The sequence below is a fragment of the Sphingomonadaceae bacterium OTU29LAMAA1 genome, from assembly GCA_024072375.1.
Classification (GTDB): domain Bacteria; phylum Pseudomonadota; class Alphaproteobacteria; order Sphingomonadales; family Sphingomonadaceae; genus Sphingomonas.
Genome location: CP099617.1, coordinates 3,599,174 through 3,620,880, shown reverse-complemented (window position 1 = coordinate 3,620,880; position 21,707 = coordinate 3,599,174). Strand labels below are relative to the sequence as shown.

Genomic DNA, 21,707 nt, shown 5'->3' with positions numbered 1-21,707 from the left:
GCTCTCCATGTTCCGCGTCTGTGCGCTCTACCGCTTCACCCCGTTCACCGATCCCGCCGCCCTGAAACCGCCGCTGCTGGCCGCGTGCGAAGCGGCGGGCGTGCGCGGCACGCTGCTGCTCGCGCATGAGGGCATCAACGGCACCATCGCCGGCACCGATGCGGGGATGGAGGCGGTACTCGCCCATATCCGCGCGCTACCCGGTTGCGCCGACCTCGACGTAAAGGAATCGCGCGCCGGGACGATGCCGTTCCACCGCACCAAGGTTCGGGTGAAGGCGGAGATCGTGACGATGGGCGAACCCGCGATCGAACCGCTCGATGCCGGCCATTACGTCGAGCCGGCAGACTGGAACGCGCTGATCGCCGATCCGAAAACTGTGCTGATCGACACCCGCAACGACTACGAGGTCGCGGTCGGCACCTTCGCCGGCGCGATCGACCCGGCGACGCGGACGTTCCGCGACTTCCCGGCGTGGTTCCGCGACCATCGCGACGCGCTGGTGGCGGGCGACAAGCAGGTCGCGATGTTCTGCACCGGCGGCATCCGCTGCGAAAAGGCGACGGCGTTCCTGAAGGCCGAGGGCATCGAGGACGTCTTCCACCTCAAGGGCGGCATCCTGAAATATCTGGAAGACGTGCCGGCAGAGGACAGCGCGTGGCAGGGCGAATGCTTCGTCTTCGACGAGCGCGTCGCGGTGGGGCATGGCTTGGCGCCGGGGACGCATGGCCTGTGTCGCGCGTGCCGGATGCCGGTGTCGCCAGAGGATCGCACGTCGCCGCTCTACGCGGAGGGCGTCGCTTGCCCCCGTTGCGCCGATACGCGCGACGAGGACGACCGCGCGCGATATGCGGAGCGGCATCGGCAGGCACTGCTGGCGGCAGCGCGCGGCGAGGCGCATGTCGGGCGGCGGTACGAGGATACGCCGCGGGAGGAGTAGATCGGCGACGCCGCCCCAACCGGCTCCTCGCGTCTTAGCCTTCTGCCTAGCCCCCCTCCCGTCATCCCGGCGAACGCCGGGACCCATGGAGTGGCTGGATTCGCGACGGCGCACATCGGCAGCCGCTCGCTAACCATGGGTCCCGGCGTTCGGGACGACGAAGAGGTAAGGAGTGACGTACATCCACCAACATCGTCATCCCCGCGTAGGCGGGGATCCATAGTCAGTGACCAACCGGCTCTATCCTCGACGCCAGCCGATATGGATCCCCGCCTACGCGGGGATGACGAGGGCATTGGTACGGTGGCATCCCCGCCTACGCGGGATGACGAGGGCATTCGTACGTTCGAATCCCCACCCCCGCGGCGATGACGATGGCCTAAAAACGCCCGTCAGTAAGCTCGCGCCAGCAACACCCGTTCCACCGCGGGATCGCCGGTAAACACGCACGCCCCCTCTACGACACCCGCATCGCTCGGCGCATTGCGGATCGTCAGCTTCAACGCCTTCAACCGCTCGACCACCGCATCCAGCGCCGCGCCCGTCGGCTTCGACCACGACACCTCGACCCAGCCGGGGTTCTTCACGCCCCCGGCAAAATGCGCCTCGACCGCGGCCCAGTCGCCCGCGGGCACGATGTTCGCCTGCAATCGCGCGCGCGCCTGTTCGTGCAACGCCGTCTGGATCGCCGCCAGCAACCCCGGCGCATCCGCCTCGAAGTCGCCGCGCGGCATCACCGCGCTGTCGATCTTGCCGTCTTCGCGATACAACCGGTCGCGGCGGATCACCGACACGTTGCCACCCGCCATATCCCGACCGCCGATCTCGACGATGATCGGCGCGCCCTTCTTGACCCAGCCCCAGCGCTTGGTCGCCGCCTTGACCGGCTTCAGGTCGAGCAGCGCGCGCACCGGCTCGCCCAACGCCGTCAGGCCGGCAAGGTTGGACTGGATGTCCTTTGCATAGGCGACCAGCGCCTCGTCCTCGGGCACGTCGCGCAGCATCGGCACGATCACGATCTGCCACGGCGCGATCCGCGGCGGCACACGCAGGCCGTCGTCGTCGCCATGCACCATGATGACGCCGCCGATCATCCGCGTGCTGACGCCCCAGCTTGTCGTGTTCGCCAGTTCGAATTCGCCGCTCGTATTCTGGAAGCGGATGTTCTGCGCCTTGGCGAAGTTCGTGCCCAGGAAGTGGCTGGTGCCCGCCTGCAGCGCCTTGCCGTCCTGCATCATCGCCTCGATGCTGTAGGTAGCGACCGCGCCGGGGAAGCGCTCGTTCTCCGGCTTCTCGCCCGCGACCACCGGCAACGCGAGACAATCCTCGGCGAACGAGCGGTAAACCTCGAGCATCTTCAGCGTCTCTTCGCGCGCCTCGTCCGCAGTGGCGTGGGCGGTATGCCCTTCCTGCCACAGGAATTCGCTGGTGCGCAGGAACATGCGCGTCCGCATCTCCCAGCGCACGACATTGGCCCATTGGTTGATCAGCACCGGCAGGTCGCGCCACGACTGCACCCAGCGCGCGAACGCGGTGCCGATCACCGTCTCCGACGTCGGCCGCACCACCAAAGGCTCCTCAAGCTTGGCGGCGGGATCGGGCATCAGCCCGCCCTTGCCGTCCGGGATCAACCGGTGATGCGTGACGACCGCCATCTCCTTGGCGAAGCCCTCGACGTGCTCCGCCTCCTTCTCGAAATAGGACAGCGGGATGAACAGCGGGAAATAGCAATTCTCATGCCCGGTGGCCTTGATCCGGTCGTCGAGCAGCCGCTGGATGCGCTCCCAGATGCCATAGCCCCATGGCCGGATGACCATGCACCCGCGCACACCGGATTCCTCGGCGAGGTCGGCCTCGGCGATGACGGACTGGTACCAGGCGGCGAAATCGGCTTCGCGCGTGACGGAGAGAGCGTGCTTCATGGGGGTGCCTTTATGCCGCTCCGCCATATTCGTCACCCACCTTCATTCCTCCCCCGCCAGGGGGAGGGGGACCGTTCGGCGTCAGCCGAATGGTGGTGGGGGAGGTAAGCGGTGAACGCTATGATCACGGACGCCGTCGCTTCCCTCCCCCTCCGTCACGGCTGCGCCGTGCCACCTCCCCTTTGGCGGGGGAGGACTTTAGCAGGCGCCGCCGCTAGGACGCCTGCGTGACATCCGACCGTATCCTTCCCGCGATCGCGCTGCGCCTGCTGTCCGTGGTGTTCTTCGCGCTGATGAACGCCGCGATCAAACTTGCCGAACAAGCGGGCGCAAGCGTCGTCGAGATCCTGTTCTTCCGCCAGTTCGGCGCGGCGCTGCTGGTGACGGGCGTAATCCTTGCGGGTCCAAGCCTCTCCGCCGTCGCGACGCAGCGCCTGCCTGCACATGTCCTCCGCGCGATCGTCGGGCTGTCGGCAATGGCGATGACCTTCAACGGCATCGTCGCGCTGCCGCTGGCGGAGGCGACGACGATCGGCTTCACCGTGCCGATCTTCGCGACGATCCTCGGCGCGGCGGTGCTGCGCGAGCCGACCGGTGTCTGGCGCTGGGGCGCAGTCCTCGTCGGGTTCGCCGGTGTCCTGATAGTCGCGCAACCGGCCGGTGACCATTTCCCGTTGCGCGGCGCGGCCTTTTCGCTGGCCGGCGCATTCGGGACCGCCTGCGTTACCATATTGCTCCGCCAGATCGGCAAGACCGAGGCTGCGCTGACCACCGTCTTCTGGTTCTCCGTCCTGTCGCTGGTACCCCTGTCGGTCTTCTACCTGCCGGTCGCGCAGGCGCACAGCCCGACCGGTTGGGCAGCGCTGGCGGCAGTCGGCACGCTCGGCGGCTGCGCGCAGATCGCGATGACCAACTCGCTACGTCTCGGTCCGGTGTCGGTCGTGGTGCCGATGGATTATTCCAGCCTGTTATGGGCGACCCTGCTCGGCTGGCTGCTGTTCGGCTCGCTCCCGGCGGCGGCGACCTGGATCGGCGCGCCGGTCATCATCGCCAGCGGACTGGTGATCGTCTGGCGCGAAGCCGTCCGCCGGCGGCAGGAAACCCTGTCAGCCGGCGAGATCGCGTGAGCCGCCCGCCAGCATCTGCCTTCCCCGCAGATACATCTCCAGCCGTTGCGCCGTGAACAGCCCGAGCGCCAACGCCATCAGGATATCCGTCATCGCCATCGGATCGAGCCCGACCGGCCCGGCATAGTCCACGGCGCTTTTGGCACCGTTCCGGACGACGATCAGGAGCAGGATGAACAGCAACGCCGCGGGCGACGACGTCTGACCGAGCGTATGCGTCTCTGGATCGAGCGTGATCCGCATCATCTTGCCCCGCTGCCACCCCAGCCCCGCACCGAGCATCAAGGCGGCAAGACAGGACGCCCATCCCCAACCCTGCGGCGGAAAGCGCGAAAAAGTGAATCCGATCACCACCGCATAGATCGCCGGCAATATCCACAGCCGCTCGAGCTTGAGCGGCCGTACCCGGCTCATCCGCTTCCACCGGATCGCCATGACGATCGCGACGATGACCAGCGGGATCGCATAACTGATCCATCCGCCCGGTTGCTGTGCCTGCATTCCCCGCCTCCCGTTCGGGTAAGGCTAGTCGGACACGCTGTGACAAGGAAGGTTATAAACGCGCCGGTGCTCCTGCGCGCGCAGGAGCACCGAGCCACTAGCCGATCGGCCCGTTGCTCGGGGTTCCTGCGTTCGCAGGAACACGAAGTTATTCCGCCGCCTGCGCCAGAACTGCGTCCTTCCACACCAGCACCGGCTTGCGCGCGGCGAGCGTCTCGTCCAGCCGACTGCGCGGGGCGAAGTGCGGCGCGGACTTGAGCGACACGTCACCCGCCTTCGCCCGCTCCGCCACCGAGCGCAGCGCGCCGATGAACTGGTCGAGCGCCGCCTTCGATTCGGTCTCGGTCGGCTCGACCAGCATCGCACCGTGGACGACCAGCGGGAAATACACCGTCATCGGGTGGAAGCCCTCGTCGATCAGCCCCTTGGCGACATCCAGCGTCGAGAAGCCCTCGGCCAGGTTGGCGTCCGAGAAGATCGCCTCGTGCATGCACGGCCCCGATCCGGCGAACAGCGCGTCGAGCGAACCCTCGAGCGAACGCAGCACGTAATTGGCGTTGAGCACCGCATCCTCGGCCACCTGACGCAGGCCGTCGGCACCGTGCGACAGGATGTAGGTCAGCGCCCGCGTGAACATGCCCATCTGGCCATGGAACGCGACCATCCGGCCGAAGCTGCCCGCGTGATGCTCGCCCGCCGTCTCTTCCTCGACCAGCACGAACTGCTCGCCCTGCTTCTCGACGAACGGCAGCGGCGCGAACGGGGTCAGTGCTTCGGAGAACACCACCGGACCCGACCCCGGTCCGCCGCCGCCGTGCGGGGTGGAGAAGGTCTTGTGCAGGTTGATGTGCATCGCATCGACGCCGAGGTCGCCCGGGCGCACCCGCCCGACGATCGCGTTGAAGTTCGCGCCGTCGCAATAGACGTAGCCGCCCGCCGCATGCACCGCGTCCGAGATCGTCTTGAGATCGCGCTCGAACAGCCCGCAGGTGTTGGGGTTGGTGATCATCACGCCCGCCACGTCCGGCCCCAGCCGCGCGGTCAGCGCCGCGGTGTCGACGCGGCCATCGGCGGTGGCAGGAATATCCTCCACCTTGAAGCCGGCGAAGGCGGCGGTGGCCGGATTGGTGCCATGCGCCGATTCGGGGACGAGGATGACCTTGCGATCCACCTCGCCGCGCTTGGCCAGCGCTGCCTTGATCGCGAGGATGCCGCACAGCTCGCCATGCGCGCCCGCCTTGGGGCTCATCGCGACGCTGGTCATGCCGGTCAGCGTCACCAGCCAGTGGCTGAGCTGATGGATCACCTCCAGGGCGCCCTGCACCGTATCGACCGGCGCGAGCGGGTGAACGTCGCTGAAGCCGGGCAGCCGCGCCATCTTTTCGTTCAGTCGCGGATTGTGCTTCATCGTGCACGACCCGAGCGGGAACAGGCCGAGGTCGATCGCGTAATTCTGACGCGACAGGCGCGTATAGTGGCGCACGGCTTCGGGCTCGGCGAGGCCGGGTAGCCCGATCGCCTTATCGCGGAACAACCCACCAAGCTTGTTGCTCGCACCGATCTCACCACGATCGGCGAAATCCACGCCGGTCGTTTCCGCCGAGCCGATCTCGAAGATCAGCGCCTCTTCCAGCATCAGCGCCTTGTTGCCGGTGAAGGTCGGGGCCGCGTTACCGGTGCCAGCGTTCATCTCCGGCCGCCAGCCGCTCTGGTTGATGCTCATGCCAGTACCTCCTGAAGCGCGGCGGCAAACGTCTCGACGTCCTCCGCGGTGGTGGTTTCGGTGACCGCGACGATCAGCCCGTTCGCAAGCCCCGCCTCGTCCGGGTACAGCCGCCCGAGCGACACGCCCGCCAGGATGCCGCGATCCGCCAGCGTGCGAACGACGGGACGCGCCTCGACGGGCAGTTTCAGCGTGAATTCGTTGAAGAACGTGTCGGTGACCAGCTCGACGCCCGGCACCTTGGCCAGCCGCTCCGCCGCCGCCGCTGCGCCGACATGGTTGATCGCCGCCAACTGCCGCAGCCCCTTCTCGCCCAGCAACGTCATGTGCACCGAGAATGCCAGCGCGCACAGGCCGGAGTTGGTGCAGATGTTCGACGTCGCCTTTTCGCGGCGGATATGCTGCTCGCGCGTCGACAGCGTCAGCACGAAGCCGCGCTTGCCATCGGCGTCCACCGTCTCGCCGCACAACCGGCCCGGCATCTGGCGGACGTATTTGTCTTTGCAACCGAACAGCCCGACATACGGCCCGCCGAATTGCAGCCCGACGCCGAGCGACTGTCCTTCGCCGACGACGATATCCGCATCCATCTCGCCCGGCGACTTGATCGCCCCCAGCGCGACCGGTTCAGTGACGACCGCGATCAGTAGCGCCTTGTTGGCGTGGCAGGCGTCGGCGAGCGGCGTCAGGTCGGCGATGCGGCCGAGAATGTCGGGATATTGCACGACGACGCACGACGTATCGCCGTCGATCGCCGCGATCAACGCGTCGATATCGGTCTCGGCGGTCAGCGTCGGCGTCGAGGTTTCCAGCGCGTCGCCGGTGTATTTCGCCATCGTCCTGGCGACGCTGACATAATGCGGGTGCAGCCCGCCCGACAGGATCGCCTTGCCGCGCCGCGTGATCCGCCGCGCCATGCCGATCGCCTCCCAGCACGCGGTCGAGCCGTCGTACATCGACGCATTCGCCACATCGGTGCCGAGCAGCCGCGCGACCTGCGTCTGGAATTCGAACAACATCTGGAGCGTACCCTGCGCGATTTCCGGCTGGTACGGGGTGTAGGCTGTCAGGAACTCGCCGCGCTGGATCAGGTGATCGACGCTCGCCGGCACGTGATGCCGATACGCGCCCGCGCCGAGGAAGAACGGCACTTCGCCCGCGACGACGTTCTTGCGGGCGAGCGCGGTCATGTGCCGCTCGACCGCCAGCTCGGACGCGTGGTTGGGCAGGCCGTGGACGGGGCCGTCGAGGCGGGCGGATTCCGGCACGTCGATGAACAAATCGTCGATCGTCGCGGCACCGATGACGCCGAGCATCGCGTCGCGGTCGGGCTGGGTAAGCGGCAGGTAGCGCATCATATACTCCCTAAACCCCTCCCCTTCAGGGGAGGGGCAGGGGGTGGGGGAGGTCTCACCGAGACCATCGCCCGCGGACATGCCCCACCCCAACCCCTCCCCTGAAGGGGAGGGGCTTGCAAAGACTTACAACTTCGCGACGAACGCTTCGTACGCAGTCTCGTCCATCAGCTGCTCGACCTCGGACGGATCGCTGAGCGTGATCTTGAAGAACCAGCCCTCGCCCTCGGCGTCGGAGTTCACCAGCGAAGGATCGTCGACCAGCGCCGCATTGCCCTCCAGGACATTGCCCGACACCGGCGAATAGACGTCGGACGCCGCCTTGACCGATTCGACCACCGCGGCCTCATCGCCCTTGCCCAGCTGCTTGCCGTCCTCCGGCACGTCTACGAACACGATGTCGCCCAACTGGCTCTGTGCGTATTCGGAGATGCCGACGGTGCCGACGTCGCCGTCGACATCGACCCATTCGTGATCTTCGGTAAAGTAACGGCTCATCTCACTTGCCTCCTGCACGGACGTAGCGGTGGGGAACGAACGGCATCGGGGTCACCGTCGCCTCGTGGATCTTGCCGCGCTGGACCAGCCGCACGGACGTGCCGGCGGTGGCGAGCGCGGTCGGAACGTAGGCCATCGCGATCGGCGCGCCGACGCTGGGGGCGAAACCGCCGCTGGTGACGCGGCCGATCACTGCGCCGTCCGCATCGACGACGCTTGCGCCCTCGCGCACCGGCTGACGCCCCGCGACCGACAGCCCGACGCGCTTGACGGCAGGGCCATCCTCACGCTCGGCGAGGATGCGCGCGGCACCGGCGAAATCGGCGGCCTCGCGCCGACGCTTCGACAATGCGAAGCCCAGGTCCGCCATTACCGGCGTCGTCTCGGGATCGAGATCATGACCATACAGCGGCAGACCGGCTTCGAGTCGCAGCGAATCGCGTGCGCCCAATCCGATCGGCTTCACCTCGGGTTCGGCACAGATCGCATCGGCGAAGCCGGCGGCGGCTTCGGCAGGAATCGAAATCTCGACCCCGTCCTCGCCCGTATAACCCGACCGGCTGATCCACAGCGCATGGCCGTTCCACTCGAACGCGCCCGCGGTCATGAACACGAGATCGGCAACTCCGGGGATCAGCCGCGCGACCGCCGCGACCGCCTTGGGTCCCTGCACCGCGAGCAGCGCCTGATCTTCCATCAGGTTCATCGTGATATCGTCGGGCAGCACGTCGAGCAGGTATGACAAATCGTCATATTTGGTCGCGCCGTTGACGACGACATAATAGCTCGCCTCGCCGAACGGATGCGCGCCCTCTTCCGGCAACCGCGTCGCCATCAGGTCGTCGAGGATACCACCCTCGTCGTTCAGCAGCAGCGAATAGCGGATCTTCGTCGCGGCCAGCCCGCTGATATCGCCCGGCAACACCGCTTCCAGCGCCCTGGCAACGCCCGCCGCGTCAAGTCCGTCACCGGTCAGGCCGACCTGCCCCATATGACTGACGTCGAACAATCCCGCCGATTCGCGTGTCCACAGATGCTCGGCCATGATGCCGTCATACTGGACGGGCATTTCATAGCCGGCGAACGGCACCATCCGGCCACCGCGGGCGCGGTGCCAGGCGTCGAGCGGCAGTTGCAGGATGGCAGGCTCATCGCCTTCATCAAGGCCGTCGAGCGGATCGGGCAAGGTGTCTGGCAGCGTTTCGCTCATCAACCGTCTCCATAAAAGGCACGCGACCGAATAGCAGCCGCGGGCTCCATTCGATCCGTCATACCCCCTCTGTCACGGTAACCTGAGAGCTTTGACCCTTTGCCTTGCGGCATCGGGCTTACCCCTTCGGTGGCTCCTCGAAGGAACGCTTTCCAGAGTGTCGATGAGGCCCGCGCGGTCCGTTGTGCCTGAGAGATTCCGGGGTGGTTGCTCCTTCGGCGGCCTCCTTGTGAAGAGGCTCTCTCCCGCGCGTGCCCATGCCGGTTGCCCGGCATCGACGGGCCAAGCTGTGGCGGCGCGAGGGGGGTTAGTCAATCGAGAAAGCAGCCCCGCGACCCGTCATCCCGGCGAACGCCGGAACCCATGGACGCACACGGCTGATGGCAGTGCACGTACCGCGCCTGCATCCCCGCCATTGGTCCCGGCGTTCGCCGGGATGACGGATCATGGACCGAAAGCCGACCCCCCGGCCCAGCGTCAACGCTGTGCGTTATACTTCAGCTGTTCGTCGGTCAGCTGGAACCCCACCAGCGCCTCGAACGTCGCGCGCAGCACCGCGGACCGCACCTCGGGCCGTGCCAGCGGATCGGTCGCGGCATCCTCGTCACCCGCCTTGCGCTTGCGGGTCAGCTGCTCGCGCACCTCCTCCGGCAACGTCGCCGCACTGCGCGCGATCTGCGTCGAGGCCGTGCCGCTTGCCTGCGCGCGCGCCTGCCCGGCATCGAAGTGGATCGCGATCTGTCCCTTGCGCTTCGCCGTCACCGCGCTGCCGCCACGCACGATCGCGATATAATAAGGCAGCACGACATCGCGCGGGGCGTCGGTACGGGTGCGGCGGGCGAGCACGTCGAACGTCACCGCGGTCGCGATCTGGTCGCCGGCGTCGTTGCACGCGCCGCGCACGTTGGTCATGCTGGCCACCATGTCGATCGCGCTCGCGTCCTGGCTGGTGACAGGGTCGAACAACGTGATGTCGCCGGTTCCCGCCGCAACACCCACGGTCGGGCAGGCGGAGCGCACGGCGGTGATGCCGCCTTCCACGATCTCGCCCTTGCCGGCGCATCCGGAGAGGATCAGGCCGAGGGCGGTGAGGCCGAGAAGCGGAGTTTTCACGGAGACGCGTACCTTTGTCGAGCGGGCATGGTGCGTCGCCGGACGGCCCCGGCGGTGCGGCGCGCACCATAGGAACCGCCTTTAGCGGGTGCAAGCAATCGCGTACTTCCGCGCGTTCACCCAATCGCGTAGGAAAGGCCGCATCATGGCTTCTCTTCCAAGCGTGGCCGGCGGCAAGCCGGCCCTCGAGCTGCTGATCGCAGCACCCCGCGGCTTTTGCGCCGGCGTCGATCGCGCGATCCGCATCGTCGAACTCGCGATCGAAAAGCACGGCGCTCCCGTCTATGTCCGGCACGAGATCGTCCACAACAAGTTCGTCGTCGACACGCTGAAGGCGCAGGGCGCGATCTTCGTCGAGGAACTGGATCAGGTGCCCGACGGCGCCCCCGTCGTCTTCTCTGCACACGGCGTACCGAAGTCGGTGCCCGCAGCGGCGCAGAACCGCGGCCTCGACTATCTCGACGCTACCTGCCCCTTGGTATCGAAGGTGCACCGTCAGGCCGAGCGCCTTGTCGCCGCGGGACGCCACATCGTCTTCATCGGTCACGAAGGACACCCCGAGGTTGTCGGCACCTTCGGCCAGGTGCCCGAGGGCGCGATGTCGCTGATCGAGACCGTCGCTGACGCCGAAGCCTTCACGCCGCCCGATCCCGACAACCTAGCCTTCCTGACCCAGACGACGCTGTCGGTCGACGACACCGCTGCGGTCGTCGCGACGTTGCAGCGCCGCTTTCCCAACATGCAGCCGCCGCGTGGCGAAGACATCTGCTACGCCACCTCCAATCGTCAGGCGGCGGTGAAGGCGATCGCCGCCGCGTGCGACGCGATGCTGGTCATCGGCGCGCCCAATTCGTCCAACTCCGTACGGCTGGTCGAGGTCGCCGAACGCGAAGGCATCCCCGCACGCCTGATCCAGCGCGCCGCCGACATCGACTGGGCGTTCCTCGACGGCGTCGGCACGCTCGGCATCACCGCCGGCGCCTCAGCCCCCGAACTGCTGGTCCGCGAACTGGTCGACCTGCTCGCCACCCGCTTCACGGTGTCCGAGCGTGAGGAAGAAACGACGCGCGAAACGATCGCCTTCAAGCTCCCGCGCGGGCTGGAAGCGGCGGCCTAGAACCAAACGCCAGCTTGGTCATGCCCGCGCAGGCGGGGATCCATAATCCCTCCGGCCTCGATAGAAGCGATGTGTCGGCCGCCGCCTGCGCGGGAATGACGAATAGGGGCGATGCCCGGAATAATCGGGGAGAGGACACGATGGCCGTCTACACACAGGTGTCCGCCGAAGCGCTGACCGCCTTCCTCCGCCGTTACGACGACGTCGGCGAACTCGTTTCCGCGAAAGGCATCGCGGAAGGGGTCGAGAACAGCAATTATCTGGTCGATACGACGACGAACCGCTTCATCCTGACGCTCTACGAAAAGCGCGTCGATGCCGGCGACCTCCCCTTCTTCCTCGATCTGCTCGACCATTGCGCCGCCCGTGGCCTGCCCGTGCCCCCGGCGATCAAGGACCGGGACGGCATTGCGATCCAGCAGCTGGAGGGCCGCCCGGCCTGCCTCATCCGCTTCCTCAACGGCGTCTCGCTGACCCAGCCTACGCCGGAACAGGCCGCCACCGCCGGCGCCGCGCTCGGCGATCTGCACGCCGCCGTCGCCGACTTCCGCGGCACTCGCGCCAACAGCCTTGGCATCGCCAACTGGCGGCCGTTGCTGGAGCGCTGCGGCAGTGACCTCGACCGGATTGCACCCGGCCTGTTCGCGCGCGTCGACGCCGCGCTCGCCGCGGTCGAGACGGAATGGCCGCACGACCTTCCCGCCAGCGTCATCCATGCCGACCTGTTCCCCGACAACGTCCTGACGCTCGGCGCACAGGTGACGGGACTCATCGATTTCTACTTCGCCTGCCGCGATCTGCGCGCCTATGACGTCGCAGTCATGCACACCTCCTGGGCCTTCGATCCGCCCGGCGCACCGCTCGACGGCGTCGGCCCTGCACTGCTCACCGGTTACGCGCAGGCGTTCGGCTTGTCCGATGCCGAGCGCGCGGCGCTGCCGGTCCTGGCAAAGGGCGCGTGCATCCGCTTCCTGCTCACCCGTGCGTGGGACTGGCTCAACACCCCCGCCGATGCACTTGTGACGCGCAAGGACCCCCTCGCCTATCTGCGCCGCCTCGACTGGTACGACGTGCATCCGGAGACATTCGCATGACCGACCCCGCTCCGCAGCTGGTGGAAATCGCCACCGATGGCGCGTGCAAGGGCAATCCCGGCCCCGGCGGCTGGGGCGCGCTGCTCCGCTTCGGTTCCCATGAAAAGGAGCTGTCGGGCGGCGCGACGCTGACCACCAACAACCGCATGGAGCTGACCGCGGCGATTCAGGCGCTGCGTATCCTGACGCGGCCGTGCAAGGTGAAGCTGTCCACCGACAGCAAATACGTCATGGATGGCCTCACCCGCTGGATCCACGGCTGGCAAAAGAATGGCTGGCGCACCGCGGACAAGAAACCGGTAAAGAACGTCGAATTGTGGCAGGCGCTGTTCGCCGAGACGCAGAAACATGACATCGAGTGGATCTGGGTCAAAGGCCACGCCGGCAACGCCGACAACGAACGCGTCGACAAACTGGCGAGCGATGCCGCGGTGACCGCCGGCCAGGCTGCAACAGGCGCCGGGCGCGCCACGGCCTGAAAACACGCTGGATACCGGTCGTTCAGCCCCGCCGCCCGCTTCACATCGGACGTGTTCCGGGGTGACGTAGGAACAGGCCTCGTTCAGCCCAGGCTCACGCCCGCGACATCACTCCTCCTCGACCGGTGCCTCCGGCCCGTTCTTCAGGATCGACGCGATCGCATTGCGAGCGGACGCACGGCTCTCATAGCCCTCCGTCCACCAGATCAACTCGCTGTTGTGCTTGAACTTGGCGACGTAATCGCCGGCCTTGTTCTTCTCGATCACGAACTTGTGCGCCATGCCCTGCTCCTTCTCGTGCGATTGACGCAGGTTAACAACATCGCCGGCGTGCGCCAGCCTAATCCTGCCCGAACCGTGCCGGGCCGTACCGCTGCGGATCGATACGCTCGTGACCCGCGGGCAGCGGCCGCTCCAGCAGCAGGCTAGCCGCCACCGCGGCGCCCGCGGGCGCGGTCTGGATGCCGAAGCCACCCTGCCCGGCACACCAGAAGAATCCCGGCACCGCGGCATCGAACCCGTACACCGGCAATCGATCGGGCGCGAAGCTGCGCAGGCCTGCCCAGCTGCGCTCCACCGCGGCGACCCGCCAGTCGACCACGCCCTCGAACCGGTCGATCGCGATCGCCACGTCCAGCTCCTCCGGCGCCGCATCGCACGCATCGACCGGCGTCTCGTCGTGCGGGCTGAGCCACAGCCTGCCGCCCGATTCGGGCTTGAAGTAGAAATTGCCGGATATGTCGGCGACATGCGGCATCGCCGTGGATGCCGGGGGATCGGTCCGGATTTGCGCGATCGTCCGACGATAGGGCTGGATCCCGAGCGGCGCCGCCCCGGCCCGCACGGCGACCGGATCGGCCCATGCCCCTGCGGCATTCACCAGTAACGTCGCGCTGAAATCCTGCGACTCGGTCGCGATCGTCCACACGCCGCCCGCCCGCTCCGCCGTCCGCAACCCCGCCCGCGTCGCGATCGTCCCGCCGGCGCGCCGCACCTCCGTCAGATAATGCGCATGCAATGCCGCCACGTCGATATAGGCGCAGCTGGGCTCGAACACGCCGAGCGACCATTCGGGCCGCAGGCCCGGGATGTGCTCGGCAGGATCGACTCGCGACAATGGCACCGACGTGCCTGCGAAGGCGGACAGAAAGGCGTCGATCCGGGCAGCATCTCGCGCCCGGCCAATGTGTAGAGAGCCCAGCGGCTCCAGAAATCCGCCATCGCGCAACGGCGCTTGGGATGCGCTGGTCAGTGGCTGGATACCCGGCCCGCCATAGGTTTCGGACCAGAAGGCGGCGGAGCGGCCGGTGGCGTGATATCCCGCTTGATCCTCCGCCTCCAGCAATAGCACGCGCGCATGCGGCGCAACCGCGGCGGCAAGGCTGGCACCGGCGATGCCGGCACCGACGATGGCGATATCATGGATCATCGGCGGGTACGCTCATCAAGGAAACGATCGATCGCGTCGTAGGCGCGCAGCCTCACCGCGTCACCCTCGCGCAGGATCTCATGCGCCGATTCGCGGCCGAATCGCACCAGTTCGACGTCGGGCAGCTTCGCCGCGAGCCGGATCGCAGCCGGCGCATCGACCAGACCGTCGGCTTCGGCGACCAGCATCAGGATCGGCACTGCGAGGCTCGCCAACCGCGGATCGGCCTGCAACCGAGCGCCGGACGCGAACGCCTCCAGCACCCAGGCCCAGCTCGGCGGGCCGAGCAGCAGCGACGGATCGCGTCCATACCAATAGGCCTCGTCATCGTAGCGTTCGACCGAATGCGTCAGCAGTTGCTGGCGATGTCCGGCGGATCGTGCGTCGTGGCGCACCGCCCATGCCGCGCGGGCCGGATCGCCTATCCGGGTCATCATTCGCGCCACCCGCAGCCCCGCACCGGCCCCCACCGGCGATTTCACGCCGATCATCGGCGCGATCAGAATGGCGGCATCCGGATCGATCATGCCGTCCAGCATGGCCCGCAACGCGATGTGCCCGCCCATCGAATGGGCCAGCAGTATCGCAGGCCCCTTCCCCTCGGTCCGCCACCCCTGCCAGAACGCGCCGAGGTCGGCGATCCACGGATCGAAGCTTGCCGCATGGCCGACGTGCGGATCGGCGCCCAGCCGTCCCGAACCGCCCTGCCCCCGCCAGTCGAATGCGGTTACCAACCAGCCGCGATCATGCAGGTGCGCGATCGTCTCCAGATACTTCTCGATTACGTCGGCGCGGCCGCCCTGCACCAGGATACGCCCGCGCGAATCGGAATGGTCCCAATCGAACCGGCGATGCCGCCAGCCATCCGGCGCGATCCATTCTGACAGGCGGGAATCGGCCGCCATCTCTCGGCGCAAGGCGGTCGGATCGGTCATCTTTGGTCGTGGTTACGTTTTCGCAAGCCATCCCGTCTACCTGTTGCGTCCGATGGGGTGGGACAATCTTCTGGTCGTGACGCTGGTCGTCGTTCTCGGCGCGCTGCTGTTGGCAGCAGGGATCGAGGATGCGCGCACCCGCGAGATCGCCAATACCAAGAACGCGGCGATCGCGTTGCTCGCGCCGGTGTGGTGGTGGGCGATGGGCCTCGGCTGGGGTGACGTCGGCGTGCAGGTGCTCGTCGCCGGCATCGTCTTCGCCGCGTTCGTCGGCGCCTTCGCCTGCGGCTGGATGGGCGGCGGCGACGTCAAGATGATCGCGGCGCTGTCGCTGTGGCTGCCGTTGGGCGGGCTGGTGAACATGCTGATGGTCATGTCGGTGCTCGGCGGGGCGATCACGCTGGTCATGATGATCGAGCGTCGCTGGCAACGCCGAATCGGCACGGTCGAGGTGCCGTACGGCGTCGCGATCGCTGCCGCCGCCCTCCTCGCACTGCCGCCCGCGATGTCGCGAACCGGATTTTAACCACTCCGACCCAATGATTACCGCCGGATCAACCACCGGTGCGCTGAAAGGCCCGATGAGACATGGATAGTCGCAAGATCGTTTTGCTGGTGGGCGCGTTGTTCGTTGCCGGCATCACGGCATTCTTCGCCCGCACCCTCATCGCAGGGTCTGCCGCACCGGAAGCCGCCGCGATGGGTCAGCCCGTCGCAGCGGTGCCGATGGGCCCTGAAGTGCTGGTCGCCACCCGCGCCCTGCCGATCGGTACCATCCTGGATGCCACCGCGCTGAAGTTCCAGCCGTGGCCCAAGGAACTGGTCGACGGCGCCTATTACCTGCGCACCGGGACCGACCTGTCCAAATTGCAGGGCACGGTGGTTCGCAGCGCGATCACCGCCGGCCAGCCGGTCACCAAGGGTGCGCTCGTCTCGCCCGGCGACCGGGGCTTCCTCGCGGCGGCACTCGGGCCGGGCATGCGCGCGGTCACCGTCAGCGTGTCCAGCCAGGCCGCGGTCGCCGGCTTCGTCTTCCCGGGCGATCGCATCGATCTCGTCCTGACGCAGACCGTCAACGGCGGCGGCGATGGCCAGCCGCTCAAGGTGTCCGAAACGATCATGCGCAATGTCCGCGTGCTCGCTACCGACCAGCGCACCGACAATGTCGCGGGCGAAGACGGCAAGACCCGCGTCAGCACCTTCTCGACCGTCACGCTCGAAGCGACGCCCAAGATGGCGGAGCAGGTCGCGGTCGCCCGCACGATCGGCGAACTATCGCTGTCGCTGCGTGCGCTCGCCGACAATTCGAGCGAGCTGGAAGAAGCCATCGTCAGCGGTGCCGTGAAGGTACCGGACGGCGATCCGAAAGCCGAAAAGGCGATGATGGTTCGTATCGCCAGCCAGCCGCAGACCGGCGGCACCACCTACGCCACCGGCGCCGACGTATCGCGTTTCCAGCGCAGCTCGGTGCCAGCCAGGGCCAGCGGCCCGTCGGACGGCACGTCGTCGATGACGTCGGGCGTGGCACCCGCCGGCGGCGGCACCGCTCCGGTGATCCAGGGACCCGTCGTGCGCGTCGCGCGCGGCAACACAGTGACCGTCGTTCCGGTCGGGGGGAAGAATTAAGATGCGCACCATCTTGCGGACATCGCGCGGGCCCGTGGCCGATGCGCCATCGAAGCGCGCGACGCACGGCGGCATCGCCGCGCTGGCCCTGCCGCTGTCCATCGCGCTGGTCGCGACGACGGCGATGCCGGTCGGCATGGCCGATGCCCGGACCGGCAGCGCCATCCGCGCCGCCACCCGTTCGGGCAGCGTCAGCACGTCGTCGATCGTCCAGGTAAACACTGGTCGTGGTCGCCTCGTCACGCTGTCGCGCCCGATGAGCGACGTGTTCATCGCCGACGAAACTGTCGCCGACGTGCAGGTCCGGTCGCCGACCCAGCTGTACATCTTCGGCAGGAAGACCGGCGAGACGACCATCTCCGCCACCGCAAAGGGCGGCGCGGTCGTCTATGCGACCACCGTCCGCGTCGGCCAGAACATCGATTCGATCGGCGCGATGCTGCAACTGGCGATGCCCGATGCGCAGCTGACCGCGACGCCGATGAACGGCCTCGTCCTGCTCACCGGCACCGTCGCCGGCCCCGGCGATGCGGCCGAGGCGGAGCGCCTCGTGCAAGCCTATGTCGGTGACGCGACCAAGGTGCTCTCGCGCCTGCGCACCGCCACGCCGCTCCAGGTCAATCTGCAGGTCCGCGTCGCAGAGGTCAGCCGCGGCTTCGCCAAGAACGTCGGCGTCAACCTGCAAAGCCGCGACAGCACCGGCGGCTTCAAGTTCGGTATCGCGCAGGGCCGCGGCGCGGGCACGCAATTCCTTCCCGGTGGCTCCCTGTCCACCGGATTCACCAATCCGGCCGCCAGTGGCATCAGCCAGATCGCGGGCGGCACGACGCTGGGCCTCGCGGGCAAGCTGCTCGGCTTCGACCTCATCGGCGCGCTCGATCTGGGCGAGACGACGGGTCAGGTCACGACGCTCGCCAATCCAAACCTGACCGCGCTGTCGGGCGAAACGGCGACCTTCCTCGCCGGCGGCGAAATCCCGATCCCCTTGGCGCAGGGTCTCGGTGCCGTCTCGGTCGAATACAAGCAATATGGCGTCAGCCTCGCCTACACGCCGACCGTCCTGTCGGACGGCCGCATCTCGCTGCGCGTTCGTCCGGAAGTGTCGCAGCTCGATTATTCGAACGCGGTGTCGCTCAACGGCACGCGGGTACCCGGCATCACCAGCCGCCGCGTCGAAACGACGCTGGAGCTGGGTTCGGGTCAGAGCATGATGATCGGCGGCCTGCTCCAGAACAGCCACAACAATTCAATCCAGAAGACGCCGTTCCTCGGCGATCTGCCGATCCTCGGCGCCCTGTTCCGGTCGAACAGCTTCCAGCGCAACGAGACCGAGCTGGTGATCATCATCACGCCCTACCTCGTCAAGCCGGTGAACAGCCCGTCGCAGATCGCCTTGCCGCACGACGGCTATCGCGCACCCGACGACGCCTCGCGCATCCTGCTGGGCGAGATCGGCGGCGGCGGCGGCGGGCCGCGTCCGGTGCCGACGATGATCCCGGGCGGCCCCGAACCGGTGCCGACGATCGGTGCTGCCGCTACGGTGCCGGCGCTGCCGCGCCGCGACGTGCCGGTGCTTGCCGCGGACACCCGCTCCTCTTCGAAGAAGAAGGGCGCGGCTCCCGCTCCCGGCTTCTCCAACTGATGCCTGCGAAGGACATGGCTTCGATGACCAACCGTTCGATCCTTCTCGCCACGCTCGCCGCCCCTGCGCTGCTGCTCGGCGGGTGCATGGGCACCACCAATCGCGGCATGGAATCGGTTCACCAGCCGGTGGTCGCACGCACCGACTATGCGCTCGATCTCGCCACCGCCCGCACCGGGCTGGCGACGGGGGAAAGCCGCCGTCTGATGGCATGGATGAACACCATGCATCTGGGCTACGGCGACCACGTCGCGCTCGATGAGGCAGGCTATGCCGATAGCGCGGCCCGCAACCAGGTGGCCAACGTGGTCGCGAGCTATGGCCTGCTGCTGTCCGAAGACCGGCCGGTGACCAACGCACCTGTCACCCCCGGAACGCTGCGCGTCGTCGTAAGCAGGATGCGCGCGGAAGTCCCCGGGTGCCCCGACTGGAGCCGTAACGCGTCCAGCGAATTGCAGGGCAACACCTCGTCCAATTACGGCTGCGCGATCAACACCAATCTGGCCGCGATGATCGCGCGTCCCGGCGATCTGGTCCGCGGTGCCGATCCGGACACGCTTGCGGACACCGACGTCAACACCAAGGCGATCGAAGCCTATCGCCGCAAGCCCGCAACGGGTGCCGGCGCGCTCGAAGCTGTCAGTGCCAAGGGGGGAGGCAATTAACATGAACGCACCCTGGAAACCCGCCGGCGTCGGCCATCGCGAACCCTTCGCCGCCTATGTCTGCGACGACACGACGGTCGAAACGCTGCGCCCGATCGCCGCCGAACTCGGCTGGTCGGTCGACAAGGTCCACAAGGGCGGATTGCGCAACGCGGTCCAGTCGCTGTCGGTCTCGGCCAGTCCGCAGATCCTGTTCGTCGACCTCGCCGAATCCGGGGATCCGCTCAACGACATCAACGCCCTTGCCGAAGTCTGCGAACCCGGCACAGTGGTGATCGCCGCCGGCCAGGTCAACGACGTCCGCCTCTACCGCGATCTCGTCGCCAGCGGCATCCAGGATTATCTGCTGAAGCCGCTGCATCCCGATGCGATGCGCGAGGCGTTCAGCCACGCGCAGACGATGCTCAACGCGCCCAAGCTTGCCGAGGCCGCCGTCGATCGTCCGCATTGCGCGATCGCGGTGATCGGCACGCGCGGCGGTGTCGGTGCGTCGACAATCGCCACGTCGGTCGCCTGGTTGCTCAGCGAAAAGGAAAAGCGTTCTACCGCGCTGCTCGACCTCGACGTGCATTTCGGCACCGGCGCGCTGACCCTCGATCTGGAGCCCGGCCGCGGCCTGACCGACGCGATCGAGAACCCCAGCCGCATCGACGGCCTGTTCATCGAACGGGCGATGGTGAAGGCGACCGAGAAGCTCGCGGTCCTGTCCGCCGAGGCCCCGATCAACGCGCCGATCATGACCGACGGTGCCGCCTTCTACCAGTTGCAGGAGGAGATGCGCGCCGCGTTCGAGGCGACCGTCGTCGATCTGCCGCGCGCGATGCTGGTCCAGCACCCGCATCTGATCAGCGATATCCAGGCCGCGGTGGTCGTCACCGAACTGACGCTTGCGTCGGCACGCGACACGATCCGCATCCTGTCCTGGCTGAAGAGCAACGCGCCGCAGACCCACGTCACCGTGGTCGCGAACCGCGTTCATGCCTCGGGCCAGCTCGAGATCACGCGCAAGGACTTCGAGGGGTCGATCGAGCGAAAGATCGATTTCGTCGTGCCCTTCGACCAGAAACTGGCGGCGCAGGCGGCCAAGCTCGGTAAGCCCCTTGCCGAAGCGGGCAAAGCGTCGAAAACGGTCGCGCCGATCCTCGACCTTACCCGCCACGTGCTCAACGCCGGCGAGGAACTGGTCGCCAGCGGCAAGGACGGCTCCGACAAGGGCAGCAAGGCGAAGGGCAAGTCGCTGATCGGCGGCTTCTCGTCGCTGCTGCCCCGACGCGCCAAGAAGTAACTGTGTCGCCGTCGGTAACGGCGGCCTAACGAACCGGAGGCGAACGCGCCGCGATGGATCTGTTGCCACTCCTGATGGTCTGCCTCGGCGCCGTGATCGCGGTGGGGCTCGTCATGTTCGCGCTTGCCGGTCCCTCGCCGCAGCGCGCCCAGACCCGCCGTATCGCCGCGATGCGCGAACGGCACGGCGACGGCGCGGTGGTCGCCGAGGCCCAGATGCGGCGCATCGCCGCCGGCCGCATCCAGACCAAGACCGATGTGGCGTTCGGTCGCCTGCTGCCCAATCCGGCGCAACTCGCCAAGCGGCTGGCGATGACCGGCAAGGACTGGACCGTCGGCAAATACGGCATGGTCAGCGCCGGCCTGATCGTCGTCGTCGCCGGTCTGCTGTTGCTGAAGGGTGCGCCGTTCCTGCTCGCGCTGCTGTTCGGCCTCGCGGTCGGCGCGGGACTGCCGCACAAGATGGTCAGCTATTTCATCAAGCGTCGCGTCACCCGCTTCACCGCCAAGTTCCCGGATGCGATCGAACTGCTCGTCCGCGGCCTGCGCTCGGGCCTGCCCGTCACCGAGACGATCCAGGTCGTCGGCAACGAGGTCGAAGGGCCCGTCGGCGAGGAATTCCGGATGGTGTCCGACAAGATGAAGATCGGCAAGTCGATGGACGCCGCGTTGCAGGATACCGCGGACCGGCTCGGCACCCCCGAATTCCAGTTCTTCGTCATTACCATCGCGATTCAGCGCGAAACCGGCGGCAACCTGGCCGAAACGCTCGCCAACCTCGCCACCGTCCTGCGCCAGCGCAGCCAGATGAAGCTCAAGATCAAGGCGATGTCGTCCGAATCGAAGGCGTCGGCCTATATCGTCGGCTCGCTGCCGTTCATCGTCTTCGCGATGATCTGGGTGATCAACCAGGGCTATATGCAGAACTTCTTCGTCGATCCGCGGCTCATGATCACGGGCCTCGGCGGCCTGATCTGGATGGGCATCGGCGTGTTCATCATGGCCAAGATGGTCAGCTTCGAAATCTAACGGAAAGAACTGGGTAGC

General features: G+C 67.3%; 21 protein-coding genes and 1 riboswitch. Of the genes, 11 read left to right on the top strand and 10 right to left on the bottom strand.

Annotated features, from left to right (window positions below; genetic code table 11):
* The first annotated feature begins 7 nt into the window (after window positions 1–7).
* A complete protein-coding gene (locus tag NF699_17360; protein ID USU04778.1) occupies window positions 8–940 on the top strand; it encodes a rhodanese-related sulfurtransferase in 933 nt (310 codons plus the stop codon).
* Window positions 941–1,332: 392 nt separating this feature from the next.
* Here the strand turns inward: NF699_17360 and NF699_17355 are convergent, their stop codons facing one another.
* The gene (locus NF699_17355; GenBank protein USU04777.1) at window positions 1,333–2,862 is read right to left on the bottom strand and encodes a proline--tRNA ligase; all 1,530 of its coding nucleotides are present in this window, start codon (window positions 2,860–2,862) and stop codon (window positions 1,333–1,335) included.
* Window positions 2,863–3,089: 227 nt separating this feature from the next.
* Here NF699_17355 and NF699_17350 point away from each other — a divergent pair, with 227 nt between their 5' ends.
* Window positions 3,090–3,989 (top strand): DMT family transporter, encoded by a 900-nt coding sequence (locus NF699_17350; protein USU04776.1) that lies wholly within the window; start codon window positions 3,090–3,092, stop codon window positions 3,987–3,989.
* On the opposite strand, the gene NF699_17345 is transcribed toward NF699_17350, so the two are convergent.
* The 6 genes from NF699_17345 to NF699_17320 all read right to left on the bottom strand — a co-directional run bounded on the left by NF699_17345 (window position 3,969) and on the right by NF699_17320 (window position 10,389).
* Entirely contained in the window at window positions 3,969–4,490 is a 522-nt protein-coding gene (locus NF699_17345) for a cytochrome c biogenesis protein CcdC (protein ID USU04775.1), read from the bottom strand. The genes NF699_17350 and NF699_17345 overlap by 21 nt on opposite strands.
* A 148-nt stretch (window positions 4,491–4,638) precedes the next feature.
* Entirely contained in the window at window positions 4,639–6,213 is a 1,575-nt protein-coding gene (gcvPB, locus tag NF699_17340) for an aminomethyl-transferring glycine dehydrogenase subunit GcvPB (protein ID USU04774.1), read from the bottom strand.
* Complete coding sequence (gene gcvPA / locus NF699_17335; GenBank protein ID USU04773.1) at window positions 6,210–7,568, bottom strand: aminomethyl-transferring glycine dehydrogenase subunit GcvPA; 1,359 nt, start codon at window positions 7,566–7,568, stop codon at window positions 6,210–6,212. The genes gcvPB and gcvPA overlap by 4 nt, the downstream gene beginning before the upstream one ends.
* Window positions 7,569–7,694: 126 nt before the next feature.
* A complete protein-coding gene (gene gcvH / locus NF699_17330; protein USU04772.1) occupies window positions 7,695–8,066 on the bottom strand; it encodes a glycine cleavage system protein GcvH in 372 nt (123 codons plus the stop codon).
* A gap of 1 nt (window position 8,067) precedes the next feature.
* A complete protein-coding gene (gene gcvT / locus NF699_17325; GenBank protein ID USU04771.1) occupies window positions 8,068–9,276 on the bottom strand; it encodes a glycine cleavage system aminomethyltransferase GcvT in 1,209 nt (402 codons plus the stop codon).
* A gap of 165 nt (window positions 9,277–9,441) precedes the next feature.
* Window positions 9,442–9,534, bottom strand: a riboswitch (glycine riboswitch).
* Window positions 9,535–9,753: 219 nt separating this feature from the next.
* On the bottom strand, window positions 9,754–10,389 hold the full coding sequence (locus NF699_17320) for a hypothetical protein (GenBank protein ID USU04770.1): 636 nt from the start codon (window positions 10,387–10,389) through the stop codon (window positions 9,754–9,756).
* 145 nt (window positions 10,390–10,534) lie between these two features.
* Here NF699_17320 and ispH point away from each other — a divergent pair, with 145 nt between their 5' ends.
* From ispH to rnhA, 3 genes are all read left to right on the top strand, one after another.
* Entirely contained in the window at window positions 10,535–11,506 is a 972-nt protein-coding gene (gene ispH, locus NF699_17315) for a 4-hydroxy-3-methylbut-2-enyl diphosphate reductase (protein USU04769.1), read from the top strand.
* Window positions 11,507–11,646: 140 nt separating this feature from the next.
* On the top strand, window positions 11,647–12,600 hold the full coding sequence (gene thrB, locus NF699_17310; GenBank protein ID USU04768.1) for a homoserine kinase: 954 nt from the start codon (window positions 11,647–11,649) through the stop codon (window positions 12,598–12,600).
* The gene (gene rnhA / locus NF699_17305; GenBank protein ID USU04767.1) at window positions 12,597–13,079 is read left to right on the top strand and encodes a ribonuclease HI; all 483 of its coding nucleotides are present in this window, start codon (window positions 12,597–12,599) and stop codon (window positions 13,077–13,079) included. Before thrB ends, rnhA begins: the two co-directional genes overlap by 4 nt.
* Before the next feature lie 108 nt (window positions 13,080–13,187).
* Here rnhA and NF699_17300 read toward each other — a convergent pair whose 3' ends face one another.
* From NF699_17300 to NF699_17290, 3 genes are read right to left on the bottom strand one after another with little or no spacing between them, the layout of a single operon-like run.
* On the bottom strand, window positions 13,188–13,361 hold the full coding sequence (locus tag NF699_17300) for a DUF1508 domain-containing protein (protein USU04766.1): 174 nt from the start codon (window positions 13,359–13,361) through the stop codon (window positions 13,188–13,190).
* A gap of 58 nt (window positions 13,362–13,419) precedes the next feature.
* The gene (locus NF699_17295) at window positions 13,420–14,508 is read right to left on the bottom strand and encodes an FAD-binding oxidoreductase (GenBank protein USU04765.1); all 1,089 of its coding nucleotides are present in this window, start codon (window positions 14,506–14,508) and stop codon (window positions 13,420–13,422) included.
* Window positions 14,505–15,443 carry an alpha/beta hydrolase gene (locus NF699_17290; GenBank protein ID USU04764.1) on the bottom strand — a complete coding sequence of 313 codons (939 nt, stop codon included), beginning with the start codon at window positions 15,441–15,443 and terminating at the stop codon, window positions 14,505–14,507. The genes NF699_17295 and NF699_17290 overlap by 4 nt, the downstream gene beginning before the upstream one ends.
* Before the next feature lie 52 nt (window positions 15,444–15,495).
* On the opposite strand from NF699_17290, the gene NF699_17285 reads away from it, so the two are divergent.
* From NF699_17285 to NF699_17260, 6 genes are all read left to right on the top strand, one after another.
* Window positions 15,496–15,969, top strand: a complete 474-nt coding sequence (locus NF699_17285) for a prepilin peptidase (GenBank protein USU04763.1) — start codon at window positions 15,496–15,498, stop codon at window positions 15,967–15,969.
* Between the two features lie 62 nt (window positions 15,970–16,031).
* Window positions 16,032–17,069 (top strand): Flp pilus assembly protein CpaB, encoded by a 1,038-nt coding sequence (gene cpaB, locus NF699_17280; GenBank protein USU04762.1) that lies wholly within the window; start codon window positions 16,032–16,034, stop codon window positions 17,067–17,069.
* Between the two features lie 124 nt (window positions 17,070–17,193).
* Window positions 17,194–18,711: a type II and III secretion system protein family protein gene (locus NF699_17275; protein USU07140.1), complete on the top strand. Its 1,518-nt coding sequence runs from the start codon at window positions 17,194–17,196 to the stop codon at window positions 18,709–18,711.
* Between the two features lie 14 nt (window positions 18,712–18,725).
* Complete coding sequence (locus tag NF699_17270) at window positions 18,726–19,376, top strand: CpaD family pilus assembly protein (GenBank protein USU04761.1); 651 nt, start codon at window positions 18,726–18,728, stop codon at window positions 19,374–19,376.
* Window position 19,377: 1 nt separating this feature from the next.
* Window positions 19,378–20,661, top strand: a complete 1,284-nt coding sequence (locus NF699_17265; GenBank protein ID USU04760.1) for a pilus assembly protein CpaE — start codon at window positions 19,378–19,380, stop codon at window positions 20,659–20,661.
* 53 nt (window positions 20,662–20,714) lie between these two features.
* Window positions 20,715–21,689 carry a type II secretion system F family protein gene (locus NF699_17260; GenBank protein ID USU04759.1) on the top strand — a complete coding sequence of 325 codons (975 nt, stop codon included), beginning with the start codon at window positions 20,715–20,717 and terminating at the stop codon, window positions 21,687–21,689.
* Window positions 21,690–21,707 lie beyond the last annotated feature (18 nt).